Here is a 12811-nt window from a genome sequence, read left to right on the forward strand (position 1 = left end):
GCTTATCGGCTGTCCCGCATTGCGTTGAAGGGGCGGGCGGATTAGTTTGCCGGGTGAGCAATCCCAAAGGCAGGCGCACGTGAAACTCAGATCTCTTTCCCTTGCCGTTCTGGCAGCCGCGTTGCAGCTGTCCCCGGCCCCCGTAAAGGCAACCGAAGATGTGGGTGCCTATCTGGCCGCGCTTCAGGCCCGGTATCAGAATGACTTTACCGCGGCGGCGGAGCATTTCACGCGGGCGCTGATCAAGGACCCGTCCAATCCCGCATTGATGGAAAACGCCATTGCGTCCTTCGTCGGTCTGGGTGAGATCGACAAGGCGCTGCCAATCGCGCAACGCATCGAGGAGGCCGACCTGCTGAGCCAGGTCGCGCATATGGCGCTTGTTGCGGATGAGGGGCGGCGCGAGGATTACGATGCGCTACTTGACCGGATCGAGCGCAACCGAGGTATCGGTGAGTTGGCCGATGGCCTGATCTCCGCCTGGGCGCATATGGGCAAAGGCGACATGAAGACCGCGCTCGAGCTTTTTGACAAGGTGGCCGATCAGCGCGGATTGCGCAGCTTCGCGATCTATCACAAGGCGCTGGCCCTGGCATCTGTCGGTGATTTCGAAAGCGCCGAACAGATTTTCACCGGCGCCTCCGATGGCCCGATGCAGCGCACACGGCGCGGCACCATGGCCTGGGCGCAGGTTTTGAGCCAGTTGGAGCGCAACGAAGAAGCGGTCGCGGTCATCGACGATGTCTTTGGTGCGGGCCTTGACCCGGAGATCGAAGAATTGCGGCGCAAACTTGCCGCGGACGAACGCCTTCCCTTCAGCGTAATCGGTGGCGCCCGCGATGGTGTGGCCGAGGTGTTTTTCTCGCTCGGACGGGCGTTGCAGGCCGACGCGGGGCAGGATTACGTGCTGCTTTACGCGCGGATTGCCGAATACCTGACGCCTGACAATGTCGATGCGATCCTGATGACGGCAGAGCTTCTGGAAAACCTGCAACGCTATGAACTGGCAACCGCGGCCTATCGCCGTGTGCCGCGCGATCACCCTTCGTATTACCTTGCCGAACTGGGCCGGGGCGAGGCGCTGCGCCGGTCGGACAAAATCGATGCCGCGGTGGAGGTCCTGGAGCAGCTGTCGCAGACCCATGGCGACGTCCCGGTGGTGCATGTGTCCGCTGGTGATCTCTATCGTCAGCTTGAGCAGTTCAGCAAATCGGCAAAGGCCTATGACCGGGCGCTGCGGATCTATGCCGAACGCCAAGAGGAACAATGGTTTGTCTACTACGCGCGCGGCATCAGCTATGAGCGTTTGGGCGAATGGGACAAGGCCGAGGCAGATTTCCGCAAGGCGCTGGAGCTCAACCCCGAACATCCGCAGGTCCTGAATTATCTCGGCTATTCGATGGTTGAAAAGCAGATCAATCTCGACGAGGCGCTGGACATGATCGAACGCGCCGTCGCTGCGCGTCCGGACAGCGGGTACATCATCGACAGCCTCGGGTGGGTGCTTTACCGCCTGGGCCGCTACGAAGAGGCGGTTGGCCATATGGAGCGCGCCGCCGAGCTTGAGCCCGTCGATCCGGTTGTGAACGACCACTTGGGCGATGTCCTCTGGGCCGTGGGCCGGTACCAGGAGGCCGAATTCCAGTGGCACCGCGCACTGTCCTTTGTGGACCAAGGCGAAACCACGTCGGATGTCGATCCCGACCGCATTCGCCGCAAGCTCGAAGTCGGACTGGATCAGGTGCTTGAAGAAGAGGGCAGTGCCCCGCTGAAAGTCGTCGATGAAGAAGGCTAAGGCGTTTGCACCGGCAAAGGTGAACCTGACGCTGCATGTCACCGGTCAGCGAGAAGATGGATATCACCTGCTCGATTCGCTGGTGATGTTCGCCGATGTCGGTGACCGGATCACCGCCAAATTGTCAGACACGCCGATCATGATCATCAAGGGGCCGATGGCGGAAACCCTGCCCCGCGACCGCAGCAACCTCGTGGCGCAGGCGGCGGATGCCATGGGTGTGTCGGCGCACATCACGCTGGAAAAGAACCTGCCCGTGGCCGCGGGCATCGGGGGCGGATCAAGCGACGCCGCGGCGACCTTCCGCGCGCTCTCGGAAGTAAGCGGCAAACCGATCCCCGAAGACCTTGTGCCGTTTGGCGCGGATGTGCCGGTTTGCATGCACGGCCAGGCGGCGCGGATGCGGGGCATCGGTAATGATATTCATTCCGTGCCGGACCTGCCGGTGCTGCACGCGGTTCTGGTCAATCCGAAACTGCCCGTGATGACCGCCGAGGTGTTCAAACGCCTGCGCAATCACAACAATCCGCCGATGCCCGATGACCTGCCGGCCGGGGCTTCCGCGCGCGAACTGGTCTCCTGGCTCGGGGATATGCGCAACGACCTGCAGGATGCCGCGATCGAGGCGGAACCGATCATCGAACATGTCTTCAATACGCTGGCCGTCACGCCGGGCTGCCTTTTGACGCGGATGTCGGGGTCCGGTGGCACCTGCTTCGGTCTTTATGGCGATGCGGAAACCGCGGCCTCTGCGGCGGGGCGCCTGCATCAGGACTATCCAGGATGGTGGGTGGCGGCGACGCGGTTGAACGGCCCCGTGGCCTAGCTCACTCGCGCGACCACGAAATCGGCCAGGTCGATCAGCATCTGCCGCACCGGATGATCCGGAAGCTTGGTGATGGCGTCCTTGGCCTTGGATGTCCATTGCAGCGCATCCTGCCGCGTCCGCCCAAGCGCATCATGCTGCGCCAGAAGGGTCAGTGCATGCTCGAGATCACCGTCTCGCTGATCGCCTTTTTCGATGGTCCGGGTCCAGAACGCACGCTCCTCCGTATCGGCGGCGGCCACGGCCTTGATGACGGGCAGCGTCAGTTTGCGTTCACGGAAGTCATCGCCCACATTCTTGCCGGTCGCGGCGCTTTGCCCTTGATAATCAAGCAGATCGTCCACGATCTGAAACGCGATACCGAGGGCGTCACCATAGTCAAAAAGCGCCTGTATCTGGTCTTCGGCCACGCCCGAGATCACGCCGCCCACTTCCGTCGCGGCAGAGAAAAGTGCGGCTGTCTTGCCGCGTACGATCTGCAGGTAAATGTCTTCGTCCGTTGCGAGATCCCGCGCGGCGGTGAGTTGCAATACTTCACCTTCGGCAATCGTCGCAGACGCATTCGCCAGGATATCCAGTACCCGTAGAGAGCCGGTTTCGACCATCAACTGGAATGCGCGTGCAAAGAGGTAATCGCCCACAAGCACGCTCGACTTGTTGTCCCAGAGCAGGTTGGCCGTGGGCCGTCCGCGCCGCTGCGCGCTTTCATCGACTACGTCGTCATGCAGAAGCGTTGCGGTGTGGATGAATTCGACTGTCGCAGCCAGGTGCACGTCATACTCGCCGCCATAGCCGCAGAGGTCCGCGGCGGCGAGCGTGAGCATCGGGCGCAGGCGCTTGCCACCCGCTTCGACCAGATGCGCGGTCACTTCGGGGATACGCGGGGCATGGCGCGATTCCATCCGAGTGCGGATCAGTGCATTAACCCCGTCCAGCTTGTCGGTCAGGTGCGCAGCCAGCTTCTCATGCGGTTTCGTTGCGGCGTGGTCCAAACCCATCACACTCCTGTCACACCGCTCGACAAACGGTTAGCGGTGCCCTTAAGTCATCCCCATGAAACAGCTTTTGCGCACAACCGACCCCACATCAATTGCCTTTGCCCAGGCGCTGCTTCAGGGCGAGGGTATAGACTGCTTTGAAATGGACGTAAATATGAGTGTTCTCGAAGGTTCCATCGGTATTTTCCCACGTCGCCTGATGGTGCGGGAGGGCGATTATGATCGCGCCGCGCGGACGCTTCGGGACAACGGGATCGACGTGGATGGCTGACACCCGCGCAGAGGACGGGGTGACCACCGATGACTTCCTCGGTGGGCGGTTGCGGATCCACCAGCCAAAACGGGGCTACCGGGCCGGAATTGACCCTGTTTTACTGGCCGCCAGCGTCCCTGCGCAGGCGGGCGACACTGTGCTCGAGCTTGGCTGCGGCGTCGGCACGGCATTGCTTTGTCTTGCGCGGCGGGTCCCGGGCCTGTCGCTGACGGGGATCGAGATACAGCCGGACTATGCCGATCTTGCGCGCCGCAACGCGGCTGAAAACGGGTTTGAGGCCCGGATCATCACCGGCGACCTTGCGCAGATGCCCGCAGAGCTGACGCAACGTCAGTTCTCTCATGTCTTCGCGAACCCACCCTATTTCGACCGTGCCTCCAGCACACCGGCGCGCGACCACGGGCGGGAAACCGCCTTGGGCGAAACACTCTCCCTGGCTGAGTGGATCGCGGTCGCGGCCCGGCGCACGGCGCCCAAGGGACATGTCTGTTTGATTCACCGCGCCGCGAAACTGCCCGAGATTCTCACCGCTGCATCGCAGCATCTGGGCAGTCTGGAAGTCCTCCCCCTGATTCCCAGGGCCGGTCGGGCGGCGCATCTGGTCCTGGTTCGAGGGCGAAAGGGCGGCAAAGCGGCCTTTAAATTGCATGCTGGATGGGTGTTACACGAAGGTGCGTCCCATGAGGTGGATGGGGAAAACTACACGAGAGCAACGGCTTGTATCCTCCGGGAGGGGGCTGACTTGCCCTTTCAGCAGGTTTGTTAATACAACTTAAAGTAGATTTTTTATCGAATATGCTGCGCGCGCAGCGTGACATGGGGCGGAAATTGTGGTGCACTGGCGTACCATTCCAAATTTCTGAGAGGAGACCGCCCATGAGCTTGAGTTCGCACGTTGAGGAACTGAAGAAGAAACACCAATCTCTCTCGAACCAAGTTGAAGAAGCGCAACGCGCACCAGGCTCCAGTGATATGGAAATCGCTGAACTCAAGAAGCAGAAACTGCGGTTGAAGGAAGAAATCGCACGGCTAAGCGTCAACGCCTAGTCAGGCGATACATTTCGCAGGTCAACCAGATCGTGATTGCGGGCCAGCACCGCAACACTCGCAGTCTGTTCGATCAGCCAGTCGCGAAAGGCGACAATCTGGGGCCGGGTTTCGGCCCCTTTTTCACAGATAATCCGATAATTTGCGATCGTCTTCAGCGCCAGCCGGAACGGCGCCACCAGGCGGCCCTCTTCCAGCGCGCGCGCGGCGAGAGCGCCGCGCCCCAGGATGACCCCGGCCCCCGACATGGCCGCATCCATGGCATGGTCTGCCTGCGAATAGCGCGGTCCTGACCAATCCCGTTCAGGCAAATCTGCCGCCCGAAACCAGGCGGGCCAATCGCATGGCGGATCGAGAAACCTGATGTCGTCCTGATGGATCAATTGAGCGTCCTGAAGGTCCGCGGGATGGCGGATCTTTTGTGCCAATTGTGGCGACATCATCGGGGTCACCCAATCATCCAGGAATTTCTCCGCGTGCAGATCCGGCGTGTCCGGGCCGTAACCAAAGCGGATTGCGATATCCACTTCGGAATGCGTCAGATCGACCAGTGCCAGGCTCGCACTGAACCTGAGTTCGATGTCCGGGTGGGCGCGTGCAAAGCTGTACAGGCGCGGTGCAAGCCATGTGGCCGTGAACGACGGGCCCGTTGTGACCGTAAGCGACGTGTGGTCGGTAACCCGGCGCGCGGCGCGCCAGGCGGCGGTGAGTGTTTCAAAACCGTCCCGCGCGCCGGGGGCAAGCGCACGACCCGCCTCGGTCAATTCAACGGCGCGGTTGAGGCGGATAAAGAGCGGCCCGCCGAAATGCTCTTCCAGTGACTTGATCTGAAAGCTCAACGCGGCCGGTGTCACGTTCAATTCAACGGCGGCCTCTTGAAAAGACATATGGCGCGCGGCCGCGTCAAAGGCGCGCAAAGCGGTCAGAGGGGGCAGTCGATCACTCATCATCAGTTAAGTATCACTTAAGTGAAACCAAAGAAAGTCTCGTTTGTGAAGGCGTGTCGCATCATCCATATTTAACCCAAGTCAGACAACGCGAATAAGAAAGGCCCTGCCATGACTGAAGCATCGACAAACGCCCGCACCCGCGACGCCATCCGCGCAGCCCATGATGCTCGTGGTGAAGCCCTGAAGGAATTCTGGCATTGGATCAGGCATCCGCATTCTTCCAAGTGATCGTTGCAAGCGCCTTGGAAAAAAGGGAAAGGCCAGTCATCTGACTGGCCTTTTTCTGTCTATCTGCCGATCATCGGGATGACCCGCCCGGCGATCATGCCGGAAATCTCCTCGCCTATTTCCTCCCGCCTCTGTGGCGAGGCCGTCAGGTATTCTTCGGACAACTCGGCAATCCGGGCAGCGATCGGATTGTGGCTTGCGGGTCGAGATGCGGTGTGGCCGTGCATGGGCCCCTTCCTGATTTCAGGTAAAGAGGCCCAACCTGTAGCACAAATCGGTTAACCCGCGGTAATGCCGCCAGCCGATCAGGTATAGGTCAGGAGATGACCAACGCTCGACAGCTCCACCGCCGGGTTATCCGCGCGCGTCTCGGGCCGCCAGTTTCGGTTGCTGCCAAGCCACGAGCGGCCATCTGATTCGATCAGGCCGATGATGGTTTCCGCCACCATCGTTGCCCCAACCGGTCCTAGCCCTTCGCCCGGCAGCCGGGTGCCATCCAGGTTCTCGCGCCCGATCAACTCGGCCTCTTTCAGGATGTAGTACCACAGCGGCGTGCCACCGTTCAGGTCCGCCTCTTCGGCGCGGGCCGCATCGCTGACCTGTTCGATCTCGGCGTCAGGGCGTCCCATCTCCCGCGCAACCGCTTCGCCAGAGGGTAGCAGGAAGCTCTGACCGCGGATCATGTTGCGCGTGGCGAGCGACTGTCCCGCCGGATCTATGCGCGCGGGCAGGGACAACAGATCGCTCGCCATCTTTGCATCCATCCGTCCTGCGCGTTGCACGGTGCGGCCTTCGAACGTCTCGAATAGCTCGTGCATGTCGGCCACGGCGCGCGCGTCCGTGACCGGGCTGAACCCCTTGCCAAGAACCGTGCCGAACAATTCGAAGGACGAGCCGCCTTGCTGCGTCTGTACCTTCATCGGCACCATCGCGTGGCCAAACCGGTAGGCGGCAACCGAGAATTCGACCGGGATGAACGGGGTGTCGGTCATATAGTGCCGCCGACCTTCGGAGAGGATGCGACTAACAACCCCTTCGCCACAGATATGGTTCAGGAAGTCATGCACGACACACCATTGGTAGTGCCACATGGTCAACCGGCGTGCCTCTTCATAGAGGTCCTTGCCGGAGTGATCGCTCGACAGGTCATCGCAGAGGCGGTTGTGGAACCGGATCATCGCCAATTGAATTTGGCTGACGATCCGGTTCTCGTCATTACGGAAGTCGCCGATCAGGGCCACATCGCCCACCCGGGCCAGGTCATCGGCGGCATGGGGGCCGGTATTCACATCGGCACCGGTGATGAGTTTAACGCCCTTGAAGTCGCCCGATGCGTGGTAGAGATAGGGCTGCGCCTCGGGGCCCATCCCGTAGATGCAATCAAGGTCGAGCGTTGGCGTGCGGGCATTGCGCGTCTCGTGGGCCGAATTGACCGTATCGAGGCTTGTCGTGACGTCGAGCGTGATGTCGTGATCGACGAACTGGCCGAAAAACACGAACCCCACCGGGACGGTCTGCGCGGTCACATCCGGGCTGCCGGCATCCATCGGGCCGCCCGGCCTGCCGAGGCGCTCCAGAACCCGAGGGTCGGTGAAGAGCGGCGCAAGCTGCGGGAACATGCGTCCGAAACGGTCTCCGTCGTTGTGATGATGATTGCGGTTGCAATAGGCTTCGAGGCCGATGAAGTCACTTTGGCCATGCGTGGCGGGCATAAGAAATTCCTTTCCAACTAAGAAAATAATACCCGCTATGGTAGAATTTCAGCAGATCGCGCTGCCAGTGGGGGATTCCATACCACGGCAGAAACCCGCCAAAGAAAAGGGGCCGCCCCATGGGCGACCCCTCGTGAACCTTGTGTCGGGCGATCAGACGAAGAACTGAGCACCGTTGGCTGAGATGGTCGAGCCATTGACAAAGCCCGCGTCGTCGGAGGCGAGGAAGGCCACACAGCGCGCGATCTCTTCCGGCTCACCCAGGCGCCCCGCCGGGATCTGCCCGATGATGCTCTCGCGGACTTTTTCCGGTACCGCCATGACCATTTCGGTCGCGATGTAGCCGGGGCAGACGGCGTTGGCGGTGATGCCTGCGCGCGCACCTTCTTGAGCGAGTGATTTCACGATGCCCAGATCGCCCGCCTTGGTCGCGGCGTAGTTGACCTGCGCGAACTGGCCCTTCTGGCCGTTGATCGAGCTGATGACAATAACGCGGCCGAACTTGCGTTCGCGCATACCGGGCCAGACGGGGTGTACGGTGTTGAACACGCCGGTCAGGTTGGTGTCGATCACCTGGTGCCATTGTTCGGGGGTCATCTTGTGGAACGGGGCGTCCTTGGTGATCCCTGCGTTGGCGACAACCACGTCGATCGGGCCAACTTCGGCCTCGACCTTGGCGATGCCGGCGGCGCTTTCGTCGTAATCGGCCACGTTCCACTTGTAGGTCTTGATGCCCGTTTCTTCGGAAAAGGCGGCGGCGGCTTCGTCATTGCCGGCATAGGTCGCGGCGACGTTATAGCCCTCGGCTTTGAGGGCTTTGGAAATGGCCGCGCCGATGCCGCGGCTGCCTCCGGTGACGAGTGCTGTTCGTGCCATGGTGTCCTCCAGTCTGGCGAATTGGTTTGGTAACTCTGTTACTATTTGGGGTTATGATGCGCAACATTATTGCGTGAAGAAAATGCCGCAGTGCAGCTATTTTTTGCCGAAATTTGGTCGTTTCGGATCTCGAAGACCGCCGGGGGCAGCTTGTGGCGACCCCGGCGGTGTTCGATTCGCGCGGTGCTTACGGACGTTCGACGCAGAGGGCGACGCCCATGCCGCCGCCGATGCAAAGAGTGGCGAGACCCTTCTTGGCGTCACGGCGTTTCATCTCGAACAGCAGCGTGTTTAGCACCCGGCAGCCAGAGGCGCCAATCGGGTGACCGATGGCAATCGCGCCGCCGTTGACGTTCACGATCGCCGGATCCCAGCCCATGTCCTTGTTGACGGCGCAGGCCTGCGCGGCGAAGGCTTCGTTGGCCTCAACCAGGTCCAAGTCTTCGACTTTCCAACCCGCCTTGTCCAGCGCCTTGCGGCTTGCATAGATCGGGCCGACGCCCATGACAGAAGGATCAAGACCGGCGGTGGCGTAGGACGCGATACGGGCAAGCGGCTCGATGCCGCGCTTCTCGGCCTCGTCCGCGCTCATCAGCAGGGTCGCTGCGGCACCGTCGTTCAGGCCCGAGGCGTTTGCGGCAGTCACGCTGCCATCCTTGGTGAAAGCCGGGCGCATCTTCTGCATGGCTTCGATATTGGCGCCGTGGCGGATGTATTCGTCGGCATCCACGACGATGTCCCCCTTACGGGTTTTCACCGTGAACGCCGTGATCTCGTCCTGGAATTTCCCAGCCTTTTGAGCGGCTTCCGCCTTGTTTTGCGAACCGACGGCAAATTCGTCCTGCATGTCGCGGCTGATCTGCCATTGCTCGGCCACGTTCTCGGCGGTTTGACCCATGTGGTAGCCGTTGAACGCATCCCAAAGACCGTCACGGATCATCGAATCGATGTATTTCACATCGCCCATTTTGGTGCCCGCGCGCAGATGTGCGACATGGGGGCTGAGCGTCATGTTTTCCTGCCCACCGGCGGCAACGATGCTCGCATCGCCAAGCTGGATATGCTGTGCACCCAGGGCAACGGCGCGAAGGCCCGAGCCACAAACCTGGTTAATCCCCCAGGCCGCGCTTTCCTTGGGAAGACCCGCGTTGATGTGCGCCTGACGGGCGGGGTTTTGCCCCTGACCTGCGCTCAGTACCTGGCCGAGAATGGTTTCCGACACTTCGGATTTGTCGATGCCCGCGCGTTCGACGACGGCCTCGAGAACGGCAGCGCCCAAATCATGGGCAGGTGTGTTGGCGAATGATCCCCCAAAGGATCCGACCGCGGTACGGGCCGCGGATGCAATTACTACGTTGGTCAATGAATGTCCTCCACCAGGCGGTTGCAAGTCTCACGGGACAGCAGCGGCGCGTTGCATCGCGCATGTCAGCATCCCGCATCTGGTGTGGTCATACCGCAGCCGCAGCAGGGCGACAACCGCGTCAAATCGTCAGTCAGGCAGAGGCTTGCGCCATTCCGTTTTCCCGCCAAGGCGGATTCACGGTCGGCGCGCCGAAGTAATATCCCTGCAGGCAGTCGATCCCCATCTGGGTCAGATATTCCGCATCTTCGGGTTTCTCGACGCTTTCGGCGACGGTGAGCATGTCGAATTGCTCGGCCACCGAAGCCAGTGCGGCGGTGAGTATCTGATTGTCGGAATCATGGGCGATGCCGCGGATGAATTGCCCGTCGATCTTGAGAATGTCGAAATAGAAATCCTTGAGGTACCGGAAGCTCGTGTAGCCCGCGCCGAAATCATCAAGCGCGAAGCTGATCCCCTTGCGCTGCACCTCGTTCATGAAACCGACCACCAGCTCGGGCACCAGCATGGCCGAGCTTTCGGTGATTTCCAGGATCAGGCGTTCGGCAACGGTCGGATCATTGTTCAACCCGCGCTTCAGCGTCTTTATCCAGCGGCCATAGCCGATGGACCGGGCCGACATGTTGATCGACAACCGCAACTCCGGAAATTCCGACAGGGTCTGAATACCCTTCTCCAGCGCCAGGCAGTCGATCACCCTTCCGGTCTCGGTCGTTTCAATCGCGTCGATGAAATCGCGGGCGGGAATGATCCGGCCGGTTTCGTCCAGAACCCGGATCAACCCCTCATAGAACGCCGGATGGTTTTGGTTGGCCGATGGCACCACCGTCTGAAAGGCCAGCATGACCTGCTTGTGCTTGACCGCATGGTTGACCATCTCGATCACCGACCGGTCCCGGGCCGAGACGGCATAGGAAAGGGGGTTGTCATGCCCTGTCGGAAGGTCAGCCCAGTTGAAGGAAGTTGTCATCGTCGTCTCCGGATTCGTTTGCTTGCACACTGGGGTGTTCGGGCTAAGGATGGGTTAAATCGAGGGGATGATATTGGCCGGCTGATTGCCGTGCGCGTCAGGAGGAAGTGTAATGGAAAGATGTGGTTGGGCCGGGCCGGAAGAGATCTATGTCGCCTACCATGACGAGGAATGGGGCGTGCCGGAATATGACAGCCGCGCGCTTTGGGAAAAGCTGATCCTCGATGGGTTCCAGGCGGGGTTGAGCTGGATCACTATTCTAAAGAAGCGTGATAATTTCCGTGAGGCTTTTCAAGGGTTTGATCCAAATGTCATCGCCACTTGGGGAGAGGGTGACGTCACCCGGCTGCTACAGAATCCCGGCATCATACGGCACCGTGGCAAGATCGAAGCGACGATCACCAATGCCATTGCCTGGCAGGCGATCGAGGCCGAAATCGGGTTTGACACCTATCTTTGGTCCTATGTCGGCGGCAGCCCTTTGCAGAACCGTTTCGAGACATTGCAGGACGTTCCGGCCAAGACGAAAATTTCCGAACAAATTTCGAAAGATTTGAAGAAAAGAGGGTTCAAATTTTGCGGACCGACGATTGTCTATGCCTTCATGCAGGCTTGCGGCCTCGTCAATGACCATCTGGTTTCCTGCCCGTGCCGTGAAAAGGTCGCGCGGATGGCGCGATGAGAGGACGGCCAGCCGGGGCAAGTGTGACCGGTTCGGGAGGTGTGAATTCGGTTATCGGTGCCGGGCCTGCCGGGAGGTGAATTGACCGTGCCGGAGCAGAAACCACTTGTTGTCCCGCGATTTCCGCGTCTTAGTCGCAGGCGAAGGGCGGGGCATTATGGCACGATCCGATAATCTTACTGGCGCGGTGCTGATGATGGCCTCGATGGCGGCCTTCACGCTCAACGATACGCTCATGAAGATGATGGCCGGGGATTTGCCACTGTTCCAACTCCTGTTCCTGCGCGGGACGCTGACCTCCGTTGCCGTGGCGGTCCTGGCCTGGCGCATGGGGGCGCTGACATTGCGCCTGCCGCCGCGTGACCTCAAATTCATCGCCCTGCGAACAATGGCCGAGATCGGCGCGACCTACTTTTTCCTGACGGCTCTTTTCCACCTGCCATTGGCAAATGTGACGGCCATTTTGCAGGCCTTGCCGCTGACGATCACGCTGGCGGCGGCAGTCGTTTTTCAGGAGGCCATCGGGTGGCGGCGCCTGTCGGCCATCGTTATCGGATTTGTCGGTGTTCTGCTGATCGTGCGTCCGGGGCTTGAGGGGTTCAACAGCTACTCGCTCTACGGGCTGGCGGCGGTCTGTTTCGTGACACTCCGCGATCTGTCGACCCGCAAGCTCTCGTCGCAGACCCCGTCGATGGTTGTTACGCTGACGACCTCCATCGCGGTGATGGTGGTCTTTGGCCTGGCCAGCAGATCGCAGGAATGGGTGCCGATGGACGCCCGGGCCAGTATTCTGATCGTCGGGGCGGCGTTTTTCGTGATCGGCGGTTACCTCTTTTCGGTCATGGTCATGCGCGTGGGCGAGATCAGCTTCGTCGCACCGTTCCGATATACCAGCCTGATCTGGGCGCTGGGGTTGGGGTGGATCGCCTTTGGCGAATGGCCCGACACGGTCACGTTGGCAGGTGCTGCAATCGTCGTGGGCAGTGGTATGTTCATGCTCTACCGCGAAGCGCAGCTTGGGCTGGCATCCCGGCGGGCATCGCCATCGCGGTCGTTCCGAAAGCCCTGAGAACCTGCGAAAGGGCTAACC

14 protein-coding genes are annotated in these 12811 nt (G+C 60.8%); 7 read left to right on the forward strand and 7 right to left on the reverse strand.

The genetic code is table 11. From position 1 onward, the window contains the following. Positions 1-79 precede the first annotated feature (79 nt). A complete protein-coding gene (locus tag RBB29_RS01665) occupies positions 80-1795 on the forward strand; it encodes a tetratricopeptide repeat protein (protein WP_306113416.1) in 1716 nt (571 codons plus the stop codon). Then, on the forward strand, positions 1782-2621 hold the full coding sequence (locus RBB29_RS01670) for a 4-(cytidine 5'-diphospho)-2-C-methyl-D-erythritol kinase (RefSeq protein WP_306113417.1): 840 nt from the start codon (positions 1782-1784) through the stop codon (positions 2619-2621). Before RBB29_RS01665 ends, RBB29_RS01670 begins: the two co-directional genes overlap by 14 nt. On the opposite strand, the gene RBB29_RS01675 is transcribed toward RBB29_RS01670, so the two are convergent. Further along, positions 2618-3619: a polyprenyl synthetase family protein gene (locus tag RBB29_RS01675; RefSeq protein ID WP_306113418.1), complete on the reverse strand. Its 1002-nt coding sequence runs from the start codon at positions 3617-3619 to the stop codon at positions 2618-2620. The two genes, RBB29_RS01670 and RBB29_RS01675, sit on opposite strands and share 4 nt — an antisense overlap. A 55-nt stretch (positions 3620-3674) precedes the next feature. On the opposite strand from RBB29_RS01675, the gene RBB29_RS01680 reads away from it, so the two are divergent. The 3 genes from RBB29_RS01680 (at position 3675) to RBB29_RS01690 (ending at position 4940) form a co-directional block, all read left to right on the forward strand. Then, on the forward strand, positions 3675-3890 hold the full coding sequence (locus RBB29_RS01680; protein ID WP_306113419.1) for a DUF2007 domain-containing protein: 216 nt from the start codon (positions 3675-3677) through the stop codon (positions 3888-3890). Then, positions 3883-4659, forward strand: coding sequence for a tRNA1(Val) (adenine(37)-N6)-methyltransferase (locus RBB29_RS01685; protein ID WP_306113420.1), 777 nt, complete (start codon positions 3883-3885; stop codon positions 4657-4659). Before RBB29_RS01680 ends, RBB29_RS01685 begins: the two co-directional genes overlap by 8 nt. Before the next feature lie 110 nt (positions 4660-4769). After that, positions 4770-4940 (forward strand): YdcH family protein, encoded by a 171-nt coding sequence (locus RBB29_RS01690; protein WP_306113421.1) that lies wholly within the window; start codon positions 4770-4772, stop codon positions 4938-4940. Here RBB29_RS01690 and gcvA read toward each other — a convergent pair. From gcvA to RBB29_RS01720, 6 genes are all read right to left on the reverse strand, one after another. Then, positions 4937-5887 (reverse strand): transcriptional regulator GcvA, encoded by a 951-nt coding sequence (gene gcvA, locus RBB29_RS01695; RefSeq protein WP_306113422.1) that lies wholly within the window; start codon positions 5885-5887, stop codon positions 4937-4939. The genes RBB29_RS01690 and gcvA overlap by 4 nt on opposite strands. A 290-nt stretch (positions 5888-6177) precedes the next feature. Beyond that, positions 6178-6345, reverse strand: a complete 168-nt coding sequence (locus tag RBB29_RS01700) for a hypothetical protein (protein WP_306113423.1) — start codon at positions 6343-6345, stop codon at positions 6178-6180. A gap of 78 nt (positions 6346-6423) precedes the next feature. Continuing rightward, a complete protein-coding gene (locus RBB29_RS01705) occupies positions 6424-7830 on the reverse strand; it encodes a heme peroxidase family protein (protein ID WP_306113424.1) in 1407 nt (468 codons plus the stop codon). Positions 7831-7983: 153 nt separating this feature from the next. Continuing rightward, a complete protein-coding gene (phbB, locus tag RBB29_RS01710) occupies positions 7984-8706 on the reverse strand; it encodes an acetoacetyl-CoA reductase (RefSeq protein WP_306113425.1) in 723 nt (240 codons plus the stop codon). Positions 8707-8893: 187 nt separating this feature from the next. Continuing rightward, positions 8894-10069, reverse strand: coding sequence for an acetyl-CoA C-acetyltransferase (locus tag RBB29_RS01715; RefSeq protein WP_306113426.1), 1176 nt, complete (start codon positions 10067-10069; stop codon positions 8894-8896). Positions 10070-10202: 133 nt separating this feature from the next. Beyond that, a complete protein-coding gene (locus tag RBB29_RS01720) occupies positions 10203-11039 on the reverse strand; it encodes an EAL domain-containing protein (protein WP_306113427.1) in 837 nt (278 codons plus the stop codon). Positions 11040-11151: 112 nt separating this feature from the next. Here RBB29_RS01720 and RBB29_RS01725 point away from each other — a divergent pair, with 112 nt between their 5' ends. Next, entirely contained in the window at positions 11152-11721 is a 570-nt protein-coding gene (locus RBB29_RS01725) for a DNA-3-methyladenine glycosylase I (RefSeq protein WP_306113428.1), read from the forward strand. A gap of 157 nt (positions 11722-11878) precedes the next feature. Continuing rightward, entirely contained in the window at positions 11879-12790 is a 912-nt protein-coding gene (locus RBB29_RS01730; RefSeq protein ID WP_306113429.1) for a DMT family transporter, read from the forward strand. Positions 12791-12811: the final 21 nt, after the last annotated feature.

The organism is Roseovarius sp. MMSF_3359, assembly GCF_030733385.1.
GTDB lineage: Bacteria > Pseudomonadota > Alphaproteobacteria > Rhodobacterales > Rhodobacteraceae > Roseovarius.